Here is a 19,308-nt window from a genome sequence, read left to right on the forward strand (position 1 = left end):
AACTGCGTGCTGGACGTGCCAGCATCTCTTTCTGTTGATACATCAGTCCGTGACAAGATGGGCATAATAAATGAACGCCTACTGCTGCGCAATTTTTATACAATCATCAGGACTGATTAAATCTGAACAACGGTAACAGGTAGCGTTGCGCTTCTTCCGTGATTGCGTCGAAGTATTGTGGTTCTAACGTTCGCCATAAGCGCTGATACCAAACATCTTCACCTTCGCCGCGCACCATCATGTTCCCTTCATACGCCTGCAAAAACTTAGCACGCGCTTTTTGTACCGAGACTTCATCCGTTAACATGGCATCATTCTGCACGTCATAACAGGCTTTTATCCATGCGCCCCCACTTTCTGGGAGCAGCATCAGTGGCTGAGTCATTCCCTTCCGGTAGCCATCAATGAACAACGCTAAGTAATCTGATGCCTGCCCGGAAGACATCGCAGGGAATCGCCATTCACCCTCCTTGCGAACAAACAACCGGCTTTCACCCTCATTTCCGCTAGCACTGTAGACAAGATGTTCGAGCCAGAGTTGCAAACCTTGTGAAACACTCAGCATTGCTGGACGCCAACGCAAAAGCCCGTCGGGCTGGACGTGCTGAAGCCAGCCCGTCAGCTGTACGCCATGGCAGTTGAGATCAATTTCCAGACTTTTACCCGGCTGACGGCAGTCATTCACGCGCTCCGCCAGTGCCTGCATTTCCTGGCACTGAGCATCCCAGGCGATCTCTCCGAACGCGCCGTACGGCAACTGCCCGGCCGCCCGATAACGCCGAAAAAGCATCTGCGCATCGTCTTGTTCAACCAGAGCATTAATCAACTGATTGTTCAGCTGATACCGGCTCAAGCCTTCAAGAGTAAAAGGTTCGGCATCAGGGATTTCACTCTCTTCAGAACGGAAGCTAACCTGTAAACGTTGCTGGAAGAATGCCCGTACCGGATGGGCCCAAAACCGCTGCAATTGCTCAAAATTAAGCGGTTCAATGGGGAGCGGCGCAAGCGGCTGAATAAAGTCAGTCTGGGCCGTTCCTTCTTTCTTCGCTGCGGGCAGCCATTCGCGAGCGTAGCTTTGCTGTTCGTCATTGACGTAATTTGCCGGGTCAAACGGCATACGACTGTGTAAATGGGTTATATGCGCTTTGACCCGCTGTTCGCTGTCGTCACAGTTGAGCTGTGCATCTCCCGGTAAATAGTGGCTTTGCCCAATGTAATCCAAAAGTTCCTGCACCAGCACCGAAGGAAAGCGCTCGCTATTGTCCTGAATTGATCGACCGATATAGCTGATATAGAGCTTATCCTGTGCAGAAATGAGCGCCTCCAGGAAAAGGTAGCGGTCATCGTCACGTCGGCTACGATCGCCACGCTTTGGCTTCTGGCTCATGAGATCAAAGCCCAATGGCGCTAGCGCTCGCGGATAGACGCCGTCATTCATTCCCAACAGGCAGACAACTTTAAAAGGGATCGAACGCATTGGCATTAGGGTGCAAATATTGATTGGCCCGGCAAGGAATCGCTGGCTGATACGCTCCTGATCCAGGCGCTGCGTAAGCTCATCACGCAGCAGCGATAAAGGAATAGCTTCCTCATAATGTGAGGAAACGCCTTCTTCAATAATCGCTTGCCATTGCTGCTCGATAAGCGCCATTGCGGCTTCGGTTTCTCTGTCCGGCAGGAAGAAATCACCCAGCATTGCGCGGCATACCGGCAGCCATGCTTCCAGAGGTCGAGCCTGCATCAGCTCGTGACGCCAGTGGTTTAGCTTCATTAGCAGCGAGGCAAGATGCCCTACCAGCTCGGCAATCAGGCCTGTAGATTCATCGTAAGGCAGAACGTCGTTCCATTCGCCCTGATGACTTTCCATAGCATAACCAAGCAGCATACGCGTCAGGCCAAACTGCCAGGTATGCTGACCTGTCGCAGGGAGATCGAACTCCTGAACGTTGTCATCGTCGATGCCCCAACGAACGCCCGATTCGTTCACCCACTGGCGTAAATAGCGCAGCCCTTCTTCATCAATATCGAAACGCGCCGCCAGTACCGGAACATCCAGCAACGCCAGCACGTCTTCAGAAATGAAGCGGCTATCCGGCAGCGAAAGCAGACTGATAATGGCCTGCAAGGCCGGATGCGACTGACGCGCCCGTCGGTCAGACACCGCGTACGGCAGATAACGGTCTCCCGAGGCGCTGCCAAACACCGCTTGAATAAATGGACTGTAGCTGTCGATATCCGCCACCATCACCACGATATCTCGCGGAGTCAGTTCAGGATCGTCCTGTAACATCGCCAGTAGCCTGTCGTGAAGAACTTCGACTTCACGTTGCGGACTGTGACAAACGTGGACAGTGACACTTCGATCGTCAGGAGCCAGTTTGCGCTTCTTATCACTATGAGCAAACTCGTCGGCCGTCACCCCCGCAATAGCGCGATCTTCAAGATCGAGAATATCCAGCTGAACGTTATGCAGCAGGCTGTCTGGGGTGATATCGACAAAAGCATCAACATCGCCTTCACCTGAAGAAGAAATATCAGATAGCATATGAATATAATCGCGACCCAATTTCCCCCAGGACGCCAGCAGCGGGTTTGGCAGATTCTGAATGCCCTCTTCGTCAAAAAGTTGGGCCGCATTATCGCTGTCCTTGAAGAGCGGAATAGTACGGTCTTCAAAAATTCGACGTCTCTGGCGAGTCACCAGGCGGGCAAGCCAGCGTGAATCCTGAATATCCCCCCAGTAATGGCGACATGGGTTGGTAAAAAGGATATAGATATCAATATGCTTACCTAATGCTTCTAACGCTTTCAGATACACCGGCGGTAAGGCTGAAATGCCGCAAATAAATACGCGCGATGGTAAACCCACTGGTGGCTCGGAAGCGGTTTCTAGCGACGATATAAAGCGATCGTATAAATTGGCACGATGCCATTGGGGCTGACCGAGTTTTTCGGTGTGTTCTACCAGTGCTTTCCAAAGTGGCGCCTGCCAGATTTGCGCTTCCGGCAGATCGGCGACGAGCTCGCCTGCCTCCCACTTGAGCAGCCATTCAGAGCGATAAACTAAATATTGATCGTAAAGGTCGGCAGTGCGTGAAGCCAGCTGGAACAGTTTCCGCTTGTCCATGTCGTCGTTCAGATAATGTCGCAGCATGATGAATTCATCCCGCTCCAGCATCTCTGGCAACAATGACATGAGTTTCCAGCTCATGCTTTGCTTGTTAAACGCGCTTTGCTTCGGGATTTCTGGCAGTACACGGACAAACATCTCCCAGATAAAGCTCGCAGGAAGAGGGAAATCGATATTTGCCGCGATGCCGAATTTTTGCGAAAGGGACATTTGTAGCCACTGCGCCATGCCGGTACTTTGCACCAGCACCATTTCTGGCTCAAAAGGATCGTCAAGGCGCTCGCGATCGACGATAAATTCCATCAGCGCTTCCAGCACATCCAGACGATTTGAGTGGTAAACCCTTAGCATAAACGCTCCCGACTACTGGCTGACCGGGCAATGCAGGCGTGTCATCTGACCCTGCCGACCCAGAGGGGAAATAATAGTGACCGTGATGCTGACACATCCGGCCTGTGTTGTCTGCATTCGGTTTACCCGCCATCCGTCAGGCAAACTCAATGTTGATAATTGCGCCTGGTTCCAGGCATAGTGCCACACCTGGCGATACTGATTGAAAAGTGCAAAGCGGTTTGCTAAAGCCCGATGGTATCCAGATAGCGCAGTCACAATCATGACCAGCAGCACCATCGCCAGCATAACCTCCACCATGCTAAATCCTCTTTGCCGGGCTAGGGTAGCTGACACAGTCGCCCCTCCTTAACAGGACAGAAATCGCTCCAGCCATGCGGTGAAAACAGAACCTTTCCATCCTGAACTACTCCTCCCCGCCACAATAACAGGTCACCACTGCCTGCAACTAACAACGCGCGGCCTACATCAAATAAGCGCAGACAAACCTTCCACTGTTTATCCTGTTTACACTGGACGTCAGGCTGGATCTGCCAGGATTGAACTCGTCCCCACTCTAACGCTGATTGAACGATGGCTTGCCGTCTTATCTGCTGGCTTTCACTGCCAACAATGGCCGTAAAGGCATCGAGCTGCTGATTCAGTCCCGTCAGCATCAGGCTACCCAAAATAAGTATCAGCAGGACGAGGGCAAGCGAAGACATTCCTCGCTGGCGCATCACAGGTTAAAGCCCAACGTTTGATGAGTCGCCCGAAATGAACCTGAATGCAGCCCGGTCCGCGAAGCGACAATCTCGATGCTAAGGTCGGGCGCAAATCCAGTGCGAGGCGTTTTCGTCACGGTAAACTGCTTTATTGTCATATTTTCCGGGTCGGTTAACTTTTCCCAGCCTTTTCCCTCGCAACCGGTAGCACCACGCTGGGTTTCAAGCACTCCCGCCTCCAGACGAAATCCAGTTTGTTCGGCCACCGATTGAGGTGAGGTTTCCCATCGACCGTTACTGTTTGCATCCCACTGCACGATCACACAGCTTCCCCCCTTACCTATCATCAGCGCCTGCCCTTCGCAGGTTCCAGCACAATACCCCGCTCGCTGGAGCTGTTTGCCTATTGCATCAAGCCGTAACCAGACTTCATCCTGCAACTCTTGTTGCCCTTCCTGCATTAAGATGGCTCGCTGGAGTCCTGGCAGAAAACGCGCGGTGCTGAGCAGTAAAATGCTGCTTATGGCTATAGCAATGAGCACTTCAGTCAGCGAAAAACCACGTTGATTCATCAACAAACCCCACCTGCAGTGCTGTTACACATTCTGATACGCGCACCGTTCGAAACAATGACCAACCACTCGCCTGCGCTGCTGTGAATACGGATACGCCCAGCCCAGGCTGTGTCTCTTAATCCATAAAACGCCAGTGAAGGAGTCACTTCTGTAATCGCTATCCCTGGCCACCTGGGTTTAAGGACAAAGAGACTGTTAGTTTGGCAATCAGGCACTTCAGCAGTCAGTAGACATCCGCTTTCACCCTCCTGTTTGAACGTGATGACATGGTCCCGGTTATGCCCGTTCGCGTCATTTCTTAGCCACACCAGATAATCACGAACCTGGCTTGCGGTTTGCCATAACCGTTGCTGTTGCTGCCAGTTTTGCCAGCCATAAAGCCCCGTCGCGCTCAAAATGACAACGAGCGAGAGGGCAACCATGGTTTCAATAAGCGTAAAGCCGCGTTGATTTTTCATGCCGGCAGTGTGAAGGGATAAAGGATAAATAACTAACGGGTAATGAAAAGGTTACGAGGCGTTATCCGGTAAATGTTATCCATTGCAGGGCGTTGCAGTAATACGGGAACGCGGCTCGTAAAAGTAAAATGAAGATAAAAAAAACCGGCGCTGAGGAGCGCCGGTTGTGTGAGGATTAATGCTGTTAGATAGCCACAGGCGCTTTGATCCCCGGATGCGGGTCGTAGCCTTCAATCTCAAAATCATCGAAGCGATAGTCGAAGATAGATTCCGGTTTACGCTTAATGACCAGTTTTGGCAGTGCGCGCGGCTCGCGAGAGAGCTGGAGATGCGTCTGATCCATGTGGTTGCTGTAAAGATGGGTATCACCCCCCGTCCAGACAAAGTCACCCACTTCAAGATTACACTGCTGGGCCATCATATGTACCAGCAGCGCATAGCTGGCGATGTTAAACGGCAGGCCGAGAAACACGTCGCATGAACGCTGGTAAAGCTGACAGGAGAGCTTGCCATCAGCAACATAGAACTGGAAGAAAGCGTGGCAAGGGGCCAGCGCCATTTTATCCAGTTCGCCAACGTTCCAGGCTGAGACGATAATGCGGCGCGAATCCGGATCGTTTTTCAACTGGTTCAACACGGTGGTGATCTGATCGATATGGCGGCCATCTGGCGTTGGCCATGCGCGCCACTGCTTACCATACACCGGCCCTAAATTACCGTTTTCGTCCGCCCATTCATCCCAGATCGACACGTTGTTTTCACGTAAATAAGCAACGTTTGTATCGCCTTGCAGGAACCAGAGCAGTTCATGAATGATCGAGCGCAAATGGCAGCGCTTCGTCGTCACCAGTGGGAAGCCTTCTTGCAGATTGAAGCGCATCTGGTGGCCAAAAATAGAGATCGTGCCGGTGCCGGTACGGTCGTTTTTCGGCGTGCCCTCGTCGAGCACTTTTTTCATCAATTCAAGATACTGTTTCATGGTTCCTCAGGAGAGCTGTTGCTGTGGACGACGATACGCCCAAATCATCATGATGATACCCGCGACAATCATCGGGATGGAGAGAATCTGCCCCATGCTGATGTACTGTACCCACTCGCCGGTGAACTGTGCGTCCGGCTGGCGGAAGAATTCAACGATGATACGGAATGCGCCATAGCCAATCAGGAACAGTCCGGATACGGAGCCCATTGGGCGCGGTTTGCGGATAAAGATATTCAGAATGATAAAGAGCACTACACCTTCCAGCGCCAGCTCATAGAGCTGAGACATATGGCGCGGCAATACGCCGTAGGTGTCGAAAATAGACTGCCATTCCGGATGCGATGGCAGCAGTGCGATATCTTCAGCACGAGATGCCGGGAAGAGCATCGTGTAAGGCACGCTCGGATCGACACGGCCCCACAGCTCGCCATTGATAAAGTTACCAAGGCGGCCGGCACCGAGACCAAACGGGATCAACGGAGCCATGAAATCAGCAACCTGGAAGAAGTTGCGCTTGGTGCGTTTGGCAAAAATCACCATCACCAAAATCACGCCAATCAGACCGCCATGGAAGGACATCCCCCCGTCCCAGACGCGGAAAAGATAGAGCGGATCGCTGATAAAGGTTGGGAAATTGTAGAACAGGACATAGCCGATACGCCCGCCCAGGAATACACCGAGGAAGCCCGCGTAAAGCAGATTTTCTACTTCATTTTTGGTCCATCCACTGCCTGGACGACCGGCGCGACGGCCAGCGAGCCACATGGCAAAAATGAAACCTACCAGATACATCAGACCGTACCAATGAAGCGCAACGGGTCCGATAGAGAAAATGACCGGATCAAATTCCGGAAAATGCAGATAACCACTGTTCATCTGTCACCACAAGTTCTTGTTATTCCGCTGAAAGTGGACAGCGGTAGAGAATTGCGTGCGGCGTTAACCGACGCGCCAAAGTGGCGAATCATAGCATAAGGGAGACTGGTAGGATGCGGTTGAGATGTAAAAGATGTGTATAGGGCTATCGTGTGGACTGTTGCCCTCTTCAATGAAGAGGACAGGTTAACGCCCACCGCGAATTAAGCCGCCCATACCACGGCGTTCCATAAAGGCAGCCACCTGATGGCGAACTTCCGTCGCCAACTGCGCTTCGAGACTGCGTTTTGCCAAATCCTGGGCCTCTTCAATTTCGATATGGCGTAACAGGTATTTGACGCGCGCTACCGAGCGTCCGTTCATGGATAAGTGGCGGAATCCCAGACCAATCAGAATGGCGACACACATCGAATCTCCGGCCATTTCGCCACATAAGCGCAGGTCGATGCCGTACTGCTCTGCTTCACGGGCAATCATCGCCAGTGCTCTTAACATCGCAGGATGCAGGCTGTCGTAAATGCTAGCGACGCGCGTATTGTTACGATCAACCGCCAAAATGTATTGGGTTAAATCGTTAGTCCCGACAGAGATAAAATCGACGCGATTTGCCAACTGTTGCAACATAAAGAGCATCGAAGGCACTTCAAGCATCACGCCCAAACGCGGTTTAGGGATGGCATAGCCGATCATCTCTTCAACTTCACGCCCTGCACGTTCGATAAGACGGCGCGCTTCGTCGATCTCATCGAGGCTTGTGATCATCGGCAGTAAAATACTGAGGTTGCCGGTCGCCGCATTTGCACGCAGCATGGCTCGCACCTGGATCAAAAAGATCTCAGGCTGATCGAGCGTAATACGGATCCCGCGCCAGCCCAGGCAGGGATTTTCTTCACTGATTGGCATGTACGGCAGTTGTTTATCTGCCCCCACGTCGAGCGTTCGCAGCGTCACAGGTTTATCGTTAAACATCTGTAACATGCCCTGATACTGCGAGACCTGCTCTTCTTCTGAAGGGAAGCCACTTTGTAGCATAAACGGGATTTCGGTACGGTACAGGCCAATACCGTCTATCCGGCTACCGAGCTTTTCTTCGTGCGCCGGACTTAAGCCAGCATTGAGCATCACTTTGATTCGCTCGCCGCTTTTCAACTGTGCAGGCAGATTGACGTCGTCTTCCGCCAGTTTACTTAATTCGTTTTCTTCGCTGATGAGACGCTGGTATTCCTGCAATAGCACAGGCTCAGGATCGACCAATAACTCACCGCGGTAACCGTCCACGACTAGCGTACGTCGTTGCAGTACCGACGGCTGAATATCTGCCCCCATTACGGTGGGAATACCCAGCGCACGCACCATAATAGCCGCATGGGAGTTGGCAGCACCATCACGCACCACAACACCCGCGAGCCTGTCCTGCGGCAATTCGGCAAGCGTTGTGGCAGAGAGCTCATCAGCCACCAGCACAAATCGCTTCGGCCACGCGTTTTCACCCTGATTGGTATCGTCAAGGTGGAAGAGCAGGCGCTGGCCAAGGCTTCGCAAGTCTCCCGCGCGCTCTTTCAGATAGCCATCGGTCAAGGCCGCAAACTGCTCGGCAAACTTCTCGATAACTTTTTTTACCGCCCACTCGGCTACCGAACCTTTGTCCACCTCCGCAAAAAGCTCCCTGCGCAGGCGCGCATCGGAAAGCAGATGCGAATAGAGGTCGAAAATCGCGGCAGTTTCTTTTTGTGCGCCTGCAGAAAAACGCTTGCTGTAACGACGAAATTCATTCGCCGCCTCTTCAAGAGCACTGGTCAGGCGCTCGCGCTCAAGGACGGCATCTAAGGTTGACGCTTCGTATACTTGCTCCATCAGCGGCAGCGTAGCGTCCATCCACCCTTCGGCAATGGCAACGCCCGGCGACGCGGGTAGCGCACGAATACGCGTGTGTCGGTACTGTCCGAACAGCGCGGCTAATTGAGACTGCGAAAGAATGGCGGCCATTTGGGTGGCTAGCGTAACAAGAAAAGATTCTTCGCTTTCATCAAACTGACGCAGCTCACGCTGCTGTACCACCAGCACGCCCAGCAACTGACGACGCTGGATGATCGGCACACCGAGAAAAGCGCGAAAACGCTCTTCCTTAACGGATGGGATGTATTTAAAGCTTGGATGTTTTTGCGCATCGGCAAGGTTGATAGGCTCCGCCAGACGCCCTACCAGGCCAACGATACCTTCATCAAACGCAAGCGTGACGGTACGGCCGCGCGGTTTTTTCAACCCGCGGGTCGCCATCAGATAATAACAACGCCGGTCATGGTCGGCCAGATACACCGAACAAACTTCGGTTTCCATCGCAAGACAGATGTCAGTGACCAGAATATTCAGCGCCTCATTCAGACGCGGAGCACTGGCCACCTTCTCGACTATTTCTCGCAGGCGGGTGAGCATGATTTGCGTAGCTTAACCTCTTTTACGTCGCCAGGCAGGTGTGCTCTGCGGCTTAGGAGGAGCCTCCTGAAGCGCTATCACAACACTTGCAAACTCTTTCATCACCCTACGGTAAACGTCGCGCTTAAATGACACGACCTGACGAACGGGATACCAGTAGCTCACCCAGCGCCAGCCATCAAATTCTGGCGTACTGCTGGTTTCCATATTGATTTCCGAGTCGTTGCTTACCAATTGCAGAAGAAACCACTTCTGTTTCTGGCCGATACAAACCGGCTTTGTGTCCCAACGCACCAAACGTTTCGGTAACTTGTAACGCAACCAGTTGCGGGTCGAAGCCAGGATGCGAACATCTTTTCGGCTTAAGCCGACTTCTTCGAACAGCTCCCGATACATCGCTTGTTCTGGGGACTCTCCTGGGTTGATCCCGCCCTGCGGGAACTGCCACGAGTGCTGACCATATCGCCTTGCCCACATAACCTGGCCCTGACGATTACAAATTACGATACCTACGTTCGGGCGGTAGCCATCGTCATCAATCACCGGACTACCTCAAACTAAACCTTATATATAAATGATTGTTTCACACTCCTGTGAGGCGGTAAACCACTCTCTTACAGGGCTGTGGTCGAATAACATTTGAATAACTCACAATTTTTACTCAAGTTATAAACAGATGAGCAGCACAGAGGGGAATTTTATTCACTTTTTCTGTGGATATAGTTGTGAAGAAGTATGGAATTACCGATGGACAACATTTTGCACCAGAATTATCCGAGTGACAGCGAGCAAAAATAATATTCTATTTTTCATAATGTTACATTGAAATCTCACCAAGAGACAAGCCATAACGTGATGATCATCACACTGTAGATCTTCGAGCTGATGAAAGATCGAACAGCGTCGGTTTTACCCACAGATTGTGCCAATAAGTTAGTCACAATTTGTGTGAAAATTCGATTTTCGTCGCACGTCAAGGCTGTAAATCGAAACAGTAGTCGGGGTTATGCCCAGTTATCCCACTTTTCTGTGGATAACAGGGTGTAAGATCCTGTTCATTGTCAGTGACCAGTTTTGAACAACTGTTTTTCCATGCGAGTTAAAATCGAAAATCGCCGATAAAAGATTATAAAAATCATGTGCCTGTCATATGAGTTCAGAAATAGTTAAACTCTATCCACAAGGTGTACATTCCTGGTTCATTTTTTAACCAAAGGCTGAAAGTGATGCTTCCGCTCGTTCCATTGACCTCTCCCCCTGCAACCGAAGAGCAGTTACTGATACAGGCACAACGCGTCGCGGGTTATACGCTCGGCGATCTGGCCACCATGGCAGGTTTGCCAGTGCCCAACGATCTGAAGCGGGATAAAGGCTGGATTGGCGTACTGCTGGAGATGTGGCTGGGCGCGAATGCCGGTAGCAAACCAGAACAGGATTTTGCCGCGCTCGGCGTTGAGTTAAAAACGATCCCTATCGATCGTCAGGGCAAGCCGCTCGAAACCACGTTTGTCTGCGTCGCCCCTTTAACGGGCAATACGGGCGTCACCTGGGAAACGAGTCATGTACGTCACAAACTGAAGCGAGTGCTGTGGATGCCTATCGAAGGCGAGCGAGTCATCCCGCTTGCGCAGCGTCGCGTTGGTGCGCCGCTTTTGTGGAGTCCCAATGAAGAAGAAGACCGACAACTCAGTCAGGACTGGGAAGAGTTGATGGATATGATTGTACTTGGCCAGGTTGAGCGTATTACGGCGCGCCATGGCGAAGTGATGCAGCTACGTCCTAAAGCCGCCAATAGTAAAGCACTCACCGAAGCCATTGGCGCTCAGGGCGAACCTATCCTGACGCTTCCGCGCGGCTTCTATTTGAAAAAGAACTTCACCGGTGCCCTGCTGGCACGCCATTTTTTCTAAAAATGACGTTTTTATGCAAACTTTGCGACGAATCAAACAAAAACGCTTAGTTTTTAAGATTTCCCCGCTTTTCTGAAACGCATTATCGGGTTATTACTAGACTATGATTTGATACGAGCCAGATGAGGAAGATAACGATGAAAAAATGGGCAGTGATAATCTCAGCGGTCGGTTTAGCGTTTGCGGTTTCAGGATGCAGTAGTGATTACGTCATGGCGACAAAAGATGGCCGAATGATCCTGACAGACGGCAAACCCGAAGTTGACGATGATACTGGGCTTGTGAGCTACAGCGATCAGCAGGGTAATAAGATGCAGATTAATCGCGACGAAGTTTCGCAAATTATCGAACGATAAACAGATAAAGGTCAGTCGCTTGCTGGCCTTTTTGATTTTTTCCTTCCCCTTTTGCTTCCCCTCTGCCATGTTTATATTCCTTCGTCGGGGAGTTCCTGACGCTTTCCACATGTCACCCTAAAGGAAGCCGGCTATGCATTATCACCGTATCCCCCACAGCACTCTGGAGATAAGCCAACTGGGGTTGGGCACGATGACATTCAGTGAACAAAACAGCGAAGCCGATGCCCATGCGCAACTTGATTACGCCGTCAGCCAGGGGATAAACCTGATTGATGTCGCTGAAATGTATCCAGTACCTCCACGCCCGGAAACTCAAGGATTAACCGAAACCTACGTCGGTAACTGGTTGGCAAAAAGCGGTCAACGAGAAAAGTTGGTTGTGGCCTCAAAAGTCAGCGGCCCTTCCCGCAACAACGATAGCGGCATTCGTCCTAATCAGATCCTGGATCGCAAGAATATCCGTGAAGCCCTGGATGCCAGCCTTAAACGGTTGCAGACCGACTATCTCGATTTATATCAGGTTCACTGGCCGCAACGTCCGACCAACTGCTTTGGCAAACTAGGCTATAGCTGGAGCGATAGCGCACCGGTTGTCACGTTGCTTGAGACACTGGAAGCCCTGACCGAGTGCCAGCGCGCGGGGAAGATTCGCTATATCGGCGTGTCTAACGAGACGGCGTTTGGTGTGATGCGTTACCTGCATCTGGCGGATAAACACGATTTGCCACGCATTGTGACCATTCAGAATCCCTATAGCCTGGTTAACCGTAGCTACGAAGTCGGTCTGGCTGAAGTGACCCAGTATGAAGGTGTCGAGCTGCTGGCCTATTCCTGCCTGGGCTTTGGTACGTTGACGGGTAAATACCTGAACGGCGCGAAGCCTGCGGGCGCACGTAATACCTTGTTTAGCCGTTTTACTCGCTATAGTGGTGAACAAACCCAGAAAGCGGTTGCGGCCTATGTCGATATTGCGAAACGACACGGCCTGGATCCAGCGCAAATGGCGTTAGCTTTTGTGCGCCGTCAGCCTTTCGTGGCCAGTACTCTGCTGGGTGCAACAACCATGGAACAGTTGAAAACCAACGTTGAGAGCTTCCATCTTGAATTGAGTGAAGAGGTGTTAGCGGAGATTGAAGCGGTGCATCAGGTTTATACCTATCCGGCACCGTAATGATGGTTGCCCGGCGCTCGCCGGGCAATTCAGCTAGCGGCGACGTTGCCACATCCACAAACCGGTAATCGCCAACGCAAACAATGCGCCAAACCCCACCCCGATCCCGACAATAGGAATACCCGCCTTCACCGCCAACGAGTAAAGCCCAAGCATCAGCAGCATCGCGGTGTTTTCACCCAGATTCTGAACGGCTATTGCATTCCCTGCTCCTACCGTTTGTTTACCGCGCTCTTGCAGCAAGGCATTCAGCGGCACGACGAAGAACCCACCAAGAATACCAATCAGAATTAACAGCATGTAAGCGGGGAGTAGCGCATGCTGCAGCGCGAAGAACAAAACGCCTACGCCAATCAGGATCCCGGCAGGCATACAGCGGGCGACAGTTTCCAGCGTGACGAGCTTCGCCGCGATACCCGCCCCCACAACAATCCCTACCGCTACCATCGCATTGAGGTAGGTTGGTGTGGCGTTGTCGCTAATCCCGAGCGCCACCGGCACCCAAAGCACCAACAAAAAACGCAGCGTCACGCCCGCGCCCCAGAACATGCTGGTACCCATCAGGGAGAAGCGAGTTTCACCGTTGTGCCACAGTACACGGCAGGCATTAAAGAAGCTGGCCGTCATTGGTTTAAAACGCCAGGACTGACCTGGGCGAGCCACAGGCAATGTTGGTATGAACAGGTTGGCAACCACTGCGCCGGCGTAAAACGCCGCGCAAACGCCCAGCGCCGCCAGCACATGCCAGTCTGCCAGTACACCTCCTGCAACCGAGCCCAGCAGGATAGCGGCAATCGTCGACGATTCCATCAGGCCGTTGGCTTTGACCAGTTTGTCACCGGTCGTCAGTTCGCCCAAAATGCCGTACTTCGCCGGAGAGTAGGCCGCTGCACCAATCCCCACCAGCGTGTAACCGATGAAAGGATTAATCCCCAGGCAAATGCTGGCAGCCCCCAACAGCTTCAGGCCGTTGGCAAACATCATTACCCGGCCTTTCGGGAAGCTATCTGCAACCTGTCCGACAAACGGGGCAAAAACGATGTAAGCGCCCACAAACACCATCTGCAGAATCGGCTGGCTCCAGTCCGGGTAAAACTCGGCCTTCAATAACGCCAGCGTGGCAAACAGCAGTGCATTATCCGCGAACGCAGACAAAAACTGCGCGGCGGTGACTGCCATCATCCCTTTCGACCAGATTGAGTTGTTCGTGCGCACTGACTTATGCATTCTGCTGTTCCGCCTGTTCAACCATACCTTTGAGCGTGACAAAATCGGGCTTGCCGCTGCCCAACACCGGTAACTGTTTCAGATAGCGAATATCCCGCGGAACGGCCAGCTCAGGGATCCCCTGTTCACGTGCGTGCTGAAGTAACACATCACGCTTGAGCTCACTATCGGTGGTAAAGAGCACCAGCGCTTCACCTTTGCTGGCATCACTTTTAATCGCCGTGGCATGCATTTTTTCCGGGGATACCGCCGTCGCCAGCTGCTCCACCATCTCCAGCGATACCATCTCGCCCGCAATCTTCGCAAAGCGTTTTGCTCGCCCCTGAATTTGCACAAAGCCGTGCTCGTCAAAACGAACAATATCGCCGGTGTCATACCAGCCGGTTTCGATATCCCCTTGTGCATTCTCCGCCGTTGGTGCTTCAAGGACGCCAGGGTTTTCAACGCGCAGGTAGCCGTTCATGATATTCGGTCCTTTTAACTGCAAGCGACCGCCTTCATCAATGCCAGGTACTTGCAGCAAACGCGCATCCATTCCAGGCAGAATACGGCCTACCGTACCCGGCTTCGCGGCCATAGGCACATTGATAGACACAACCGGCGCGCACTCGGTTACGCCGTAGCCTTCCAGAATGCGCAGGCCAAACTTGTCCTGCCAGATCTGGCGGGTGCTGTCCTGTAGTTTTTCTGCCCCCGCCACGACATAGCGAATGCGGAAAAAATCATAAGAATTGGCAAAACGCGCATAGTTTCCAAGGAAGGTTGATGTCCCGAAAAGTACCGTGCAATTGCGGTCATAAACCAGTTCAGGCACTACGCGGTAATGGAGAGGGCTTGGATAGAGGAACACCTCCGCCCCCGTGAACAGTGGAGTGAAAAGCCCCACCGTCAGTCCAAATGAGTGGAATAACGGCAGCGCCGACATAAAGCGATCTTTGGCCGTGAAGTCAGCAATCGTTTTAATCTGCTCTACGTTCGCCAGGATACTTTTATGGCTGTGAACCACGCCCTTCGGATGACCTTCAGAACCCGAGGTGAAAAGGACAATGGCAGCCTCTTCAGGCTGCTGTTTCACCTGTGCCAGGCGAGGTGCCAGCAAATGCGCGAATATCCACAGTTTGTCGGCGGTGGTGACATCCGCCTTGAGATCTTCCAGGAAGACCCAGCGTACCTGCGTGAGCTGTTCTGGCAGATGCCAGAGTTTGCCTTTGTCGAGGAACTGGCGAGAGGTAAATACCGTTTTGATCTCAGCCGCCGTAATCGCGCTGGTCAACCCTTTCACGCCCGCCGTGTAGTTCATCATTGCCGGAATTCGTGCCCGGGAAACGGCACCAAATATCACCGCTGCACTGATCGCCGCGTTGGGCAGCATCAGGCCAATTTTTTCACCCTTTTGGCTATATTTTTCAAGAATTCGCCCGACAAAAAGCGTCTTGGTTAGCAGTTTACGATACGTGTCCGGCGTGAAGTTAATGTCCTCTACGCAGTTTTTTCGGGCACCATAGCGGTCCAGCGCCGAAAGTAACGCTTCATACAGCGTTTCACGTGGACGCACGGCCATGCGGGCTTCCATCATGATTTGATGCAGCATTTCACCCGCCATCTTACGGCGATCGCGCGCGCGGGGCGCATCTGGCATCGGCAACGTTGTCGGCGGCAGAAGATGCAGCGTTATCTGCGGGAACAGACGCTGTTTAACCAGCCCTTTCAGTCTGCTGAAATACGTCAGCTCCGCTCCCTCGATACGCAGCGGTATAACGGTCGCTTTTGATTTTGCAGCCACAAAGGCAGCACCGTCGTAGATTTTCATCAGTGAACCGGTGACCGAAATACGCCCTTCCGGGAAAATGACCACCGGGCGACCCTGTTCAATCAGGCGCACCAGATGTTTGATCATCATGGGTTTGGTAGGATCGAGAGGAACAAAGTCAATCAGCGGCGCAAGCCGGCGCATAAACCACTTTTGGCTGATCGAGCTGTAAACCGCAAAAACCGGGCGACCGGGCAGAAAAAGCGCCAGCAGGATGCCATCGATAAAGGAAACATGGTTTGGCGTGATAAGGACGCGCTCACCAAAAAGTGATTGTGTATCACCAGTGACGCGGATACGAAAGAGGATACGGAATAAGGCACGGAAAAACCCAAGTAGCATTTCAACTTCCTTTGTCTGTCAGTTTTTAGGGTTACGCTAAATTGTGGCAGATTACACGAGAAGTGCTGGAGGGGCGACAGCTTAATCTGGACGAAAAAAAACCTGCGCATCCGCGCAGGTTGGTGCAAGAGATGAGTACGAAACCGTACAAAGAATTCTCACCAATCAATACCTCTGGGATCTTGATTGTGGCTGCTGGCATTCCGCTTCGCCAGCAGGAAAACGCAAGCGAATGAGCCTAAGTGCAACCAGGTGTTAATATTATCGGATGCTGTTACAGGTTGATGTTTCGGGCAAAAAAAACCTGCGTATAAACGCAGGTTGGTGTAAATCGTGTTAATCAACCGGAGCTGATTCCACCTATCAATACCTCTGGGATCTCGACTTTATCAATCCGCACTATTTCTTCACCAGCGGACAATCGCAACAGCCTGCCGCAAAGTGTAACTAAAGGTTCCGTTTGACATTATTCTGACACGCTTAACCGTGTAACGATTACACTCATTTCCCATGGGTTGCATCACGTTTGCGAAGTGTGATGTCGCGCAGGCCTTGAATGCATCATGCTTTTCCGCAACACTACTGCGTGTGTAAACGCTTACCCCCACAAGAAGGTATTAAATGGCGACAATTAAGGATGTGGCCCGTCTGGCCGGTGTTTCCGTCGCTACCGTCTCACGCGTGATTAATCACTCGCCGAAGGCCAGCGATGCTTCACGCCAGGCGGTACAAAGCGCAATGGAAAGCCTGAATTATCATCCCAACGCCAACGCTCGCGCGCTTGCCCAGCAATCAACAGAAACAGTAGGTCTGGTCGTCGGGGACGTCTCGGATCCGTTCTTCGGAGCCATGGTTAAAGCGGTCGAACAGGTTGCTTATCAAACGGGTAATTTCCTGCTGATTGGAAATGGCTACCATAACGAACAAAAAGAACGTCAGGCCATTGAACAGCTCATCCGCCATCGCTGCGCGGCACTCGTGGTACATGCCAAAGTCCTGCCGGATTCAGAGCTGCTGCACCTGATGAAACAAATTCCAGGTATGGTCCTGATCAACCGTATTATTCCGGGCTACGAAAAGCGTTGCGTCGCGCTGGATGACCGTTATGGAGCCTGGCTTGCCACACGCCACCTGATTCAGCAGGGTCATACCCGAATTGGCTATTTGTGTTCCAACCACCAGATTTCCGACGCCGAGGACCGCCTGCGGGGCTATTACGATGCGCTTCGTGAACACGGTCTCCCCTGCAACGATCGTCTGGTCACTTTTGCTGAGCCGGATGAAAGCGGTGGCGAACAGGCGATGACAGAGCTGCTGGGACGGGGACGCAATTTTACCGCCGTTGCCTGTTATAACGACTCAATGGCCGCTGGCGCGATGGGTGTGCTTAACGATAACGGGATTGATGTGCCAGAAGAGATTTCGTTGATCGGCTTCGATGATGTGCTGGTCTCACGCTACGTGCGTCCACGTCTGACGACCGTACGTTATCCGATTGTGACGATGGCAACGCAGGCCGCGGAACTGGCTCTCGCACTGGCAGATAAACGCCAGCCGCCAGATATCACGCATTTATTTAGCCCAACGCTAGTCCGTCGTCATTCCGTCGTGACACCAGCAGAACCCGTCAACGAATAGCGATACAGATGCACCGTTTTGTTCGGGTATTCCAGCCCATCACCGATGTAATGCCAGCCGTAGCGCTCGTAAAAATCGCGGCAGGCAGACCAGAGGTGAAGCTCGGAATATCCGGCGTGAACGGCGTAATCTTTAACGCAATCCTGTAGTTGACTCGCCAGCCCTTTTCCGCGCGCGGCCTCATCGACATACAGTGCTGCCAGCCACGGATAGAGGTCCTGGCGCGTGATCAAGTCGCAACGCCACAACCCCACGGTACCCAGTAAACGGTCATTATCGACCGCAACAAAGGTTAACGGCAACGCGCCGGGCTTCTGGCTATGGGCAATCACGCTGCTGAAAAACTCGCGCGGTACGCCCTCGCCAAATGCTTGCCAAAGCCAGTCAGTCACCTGCTCCGCGTGCTCAGGCACCTCGTAAAGAGGCAGAATATTCACACCAGTTTTCCCTGGAAAATGGGAACTGACTCAAAGAGATAGCCGTCAAAATCTGGCGCATCTTCGTCGGATAACTCCAGCAGGCTCTTTTTGATATTTTCCAGATGTTGCCACATCGCCTGCCATGCGCCCATCACGTCGCGCCGCCGCAGCGCCGCCAGAATCGTTTGCCTGTCGCCCAGCCATTTCAGACGGTAAGCGCGGCTGGCGATATGCACGTTGAACTGCTGCCACAGCGGGCTGCTGTCCATGTGATGCCAGACACTTTCGACGGTTGCCAGCAGCATCTGGTTTTGCGTGGCACCGGCCAGCACCAGATGAAACATCTTGTTGTTGTCCTGGCTATTGTCATTGGCAGCGATAGCGCGCTGCTCTTGCTCAATGATGCGGCGAAGATTGTCGATATCTGCGCGCGTTGCCATCCTGGCGGCAAAGGCGGCGATATTGCTTTCGAGCAGTTGCCGCGCCTGTAAAATTTCAAACGGGCCCACGTCACTATTTAAAAATCGTTCTTCTTCGTTTTCATGTTCTTCAGGAATACGCATCACGTAGACGCCAGAACCCTGGCGAATATCAACCGTCCCCTGAAGCTCCAGCATCAGCAAGGCTTCACGCACGATGGTGCGACTGACACCGTAGGTCTCAGCAATATTACGCTCAGGCGGCAAACGTGAGCCAACGGGATAGTGCCCCTGGATAATTTGCGCGCGCAAATCCTCGCCAATCTCCTGGTACTGTTTTTTTTCCGGTGGGACGACGGCCTTCTCCACGATTTCACCTGTACTGACTATGAGTTGATGCTCAAGCCGGGCATCCTCCCGACCAGTTTGTACGCTATTTTACCAGAACCCGCGTTGATTTAGCCTATTTCCATTCATCATCTATCGTCAGCGTCAGCGTCAGCG

Annotated in this window: 17 protein-coding genes and 1 pseudogene; 5 read left to right on the forward strand and 13 right to left on the reverse strand. The window is 52.5% G+C overall.

All coding sequences use genetic code 11. The features are described from left to right. Window positions 1-106: 106 nt before the first annotated feature. The 9 genes from recC to rppH form a co-directional block, all read right to left on the reverse strand. Window positions 107-3,481 carry an exodeoxyribonuclease V subunit gamma gene (recC, locus tag AC6EMZ_RS18255; protein WP_498404176.1) on the reverse strand — a complete coding sequence of 1,125 codons (3,375 nt, stop codon included), beginning with the start codon at window positions 3,479-3,481 and terminating at the stop codon, window positions 107-109. A 12-nt stretch (window positions 3,482-3,493) separates the two neighbouring features. Beyond that, window positions 3,494-3,817, reverse strand: a complete 324-nt coding sequence (locus tag AC6EMZ_RS18260; RefSeq protein WP_498404177.1) for a prepilin-type N-terminal cleavage/methylation domain-containing protein — start codon at window positions 3,815-3,817, stop codon at window positions 3,494-3,496. Then, entirely contained in the window at window positions 3,802-4,203 is a 402-nt protein-coding gene (locus tag AC6EMZ_RS18265; protein WP_498404178.1) for a DUF2509 family protein, read from the reverse strand. Before AC6EMZ_RS18265 ends, AC6EMZ_RS18260 begins: the two co-directional genes overlap by 16 nt. Beyond that, on the reverse strand, window positions 4,200-4,763 hold the full coding sequence (locus AC6EMZ_RS18270; RefSeq protein ID WP_498404179.1) for a prepilin peptidase-dependent protein: 564 nt from the start codon (window positions 4,761-4,763) through the stop codon (window positions 4,200-4,202). Before AC6EMZ_RS18270 ends, AC6EMZ_RS18265 begins: the two co-directional genes overlap by 4 nt. Next, on the reverse strand, window positions 4,757-5,218 hold the full coding sequence (locus tag AC6EMZ_RS18275) for a prepilin peptidase-dependent protein (RefSeq protein ID WP_498404180.1): 462 nt from the start codon (window positions 5,216-5,218) through the stop codon (window positions 4,757-4,759). The genes AC6EMZ_RS18270 and AC6EMZ_RS18275 overlap by 7 nt, the downstream gene beginning before the upstream one ends. A gap of 184 nt (window positions 5,219-5,402) precedes the next feature. Continuing rightward, window positions 5,403-6,197, reverse strand: a complete 795-nt coding sequence (thyA, locus tag AC6EMZ_RS18280; RefSeq protein WP_498404181.1) for a thymidylate synthase — start codon at window positions 6,195-6,197, stop codon at window positions 5,403-5,405. Window positions 6,198-6,203: 6 nt separating this feature from the next. After that, window positions 6,204-7,076, reverse strand: coding sequence for a prolipoprotein diacylglyceryl transferase (gene lgt, locus AC6EMZ_RS18285; protein WP_498404182.1), 873 nt, complete (start codon window positions 7,074-7,076; stop codon window positions 6,204-6,206). A gap of 186 nt (window positions 7,077-7,262) precedes the next feature. Then, window positions 7,263-9,509: a phosphoenolpyruvate--protein phosphotransferase gene (gene ptsP / locus AC6EMZ_RS18290; protein ID WP_498404183.1), complete on the reverse strand. Its 2,247-nt coding sequence runs from the start codon at window positions 9,507-9,509 to the stop codon at window positions 7,263-7,265. A 12-nt stretch (window positions 9,510-9,521) separates the two neighbouring features. Then, window positions 9,522-10,052 carry an RNA pyrophosphohydrolase gene (gene rppH / locus AC6EMZ_RS18295; RefSeq protein ID WP_498404184.1) on the reverse strand — a complete coding sequence of 177 codons (531 nt, stop codon included), beginning with the start codon at window positions 10,050-10,052 and terminating at the stop codon, window positions 9,522-9,524. A gap of 463 nt (window positions 10,053-10,515) precedes the next feature. Here rppH and AC6EMZ_RS18300 point away from each other — a divergent pair. The 4 genes and pseudogenes from AC6EMZ_RS18300 to AC6EMZ_RS18315 form a co-directional block, all read left to right on the forward strand. Then, a pseudogene (locus tag AC6EMZ_RS18300) lies at window positions 10,516-10,584 on the forward strand (hypothetical protein); the annotation flags it as partial. 151 nt (window positions 10,585-10,735) lie between these two features. Further along, on the forward strand, window positions 10,736-11,419 hold the full coding sequence (mutH, locus tag AC6EMZ_RS18305; protein ID WP_498404185.1) for a DNA mismatch repair endonuclease MutH: 684 nt from the start codon (window positions 10,736-10,738) through the stop codon (window positions 11,417-11,419). A gap of 137 nt (window positions 11,420-11,556) precedes the next feature. Continuing rightward, entirely contained in the window at window positions 11,557-11,775 is a 219-nt protein-coding gene (locus AC6EMZ_RS18310) for a YgdI/YgdR family lipoprotein (protein ID WP_095283212.1), read from the forward strand. Between the two features lie 133 nt (window positions 11,776-11,908). Further along, the gene (locus tag AC6EMZ_RS18315; protein ID WP_498404186.1) at window positions 11,909-12,949 is read left to right on the forward strand and encodes an NADP(H)-dependent aldo-keto reductase; all 1,041 of its coding nucleotides are present in this window, start codon (window positions 11,909-11,911) and stop codon (window positions 12,947-12,949) included. Between the two features lie 33 nt (window positions 12,950-12,982). Here the strand turns inward: AC6EMZ_RS18315 and lplT are convergent, their stop codons facing one another. After that, window positions 12,983-14,176, reverse strand: coding sequence for a lysophospholipid transporter LplT (gene lplT / locus AC6EMZ_RS18320; protein WP_498404187.1), 1,194 nt, complete (start codon window positions 14,174-14,176; stop codon window positions 12,983-12,985). Further along, window positions 14,169-16,328 carry a bifunctional acyl-ACP--phospholipid O-acyltransferase/long-chain-fatty-acid--ACP ligase gene (aas, locus tag AC6EMZ_RS18325; RefSeq protein WP_498404188.1) on the reverse strand — a complete coding sequence of 720 codons (2,160 nt, stop codon included), beginning with the start codon at window positions 16,326-16,328 and terminating at the stop codon, window positions 14,169-14,171. The genes lplT and aas overlap by 8 nt, the downstream gene beginning before the upstream one ends. A gap of 621 nt (window positions 16,329-16,949) precedes the next feature. Here aas and galR point away from each other — a divergent pair. Further along, the gene (gene galR / locus AC6EMZ_RS18330; RefSeq protein ID WP_498404189.1) at window positions 16,950-17,966 is read left to right on the forward strand and encodes an HTH-type transcriptional regulator GalR; all 1,017 of its coding nucleotides are present in this window, start codon (window positions 16,950-16,952) and stop codon (window positions 17,964-17,966) included. Here galR and AC6EMZ_RS18335 read toward each other — a convergent pair. Both AC6EMZ_RS18335 and AC6EMZ_RS18340 read right to left on the reverse strand, forming a co-directional pair. Further along, window positions 17,927-18,403 carry a GNAT family N-acetyltransferase gene (locus AC6EMZ_RS18335; protein WP_498404190.1) on the reverse strand — a complete coding sequence of 159 codons (477 nt, stop codon included), beginning with the start codon at window positions 18,401-18,403 and terminating at the stop codon, window positions 17,927-17,929. The two genes, galR and AC6EMZ_RS18335, sit on opposite strands and share 40 nt — an antisense overlap. Continuing rightward, entirely contained in the window at window positions 18,400-19,173 is a 774-nt protein-coding gene (locus tag AC6EMZ_RS18340; protein WP_498404191.1) for a GntR family transcriptional regulator, read from the reverse strand. The genes AC6EMZ_RS18335 and AC6EMZ_RS18340 overlap by 4 nt, the downstream gene beginning before the upstream one ends. Window positions 19,174-19,308: the final 135 nt, after the last annotated feature.

It is taken from the genome of Enterobacter sp. SCRI0065, assembly GCF_059766475.1.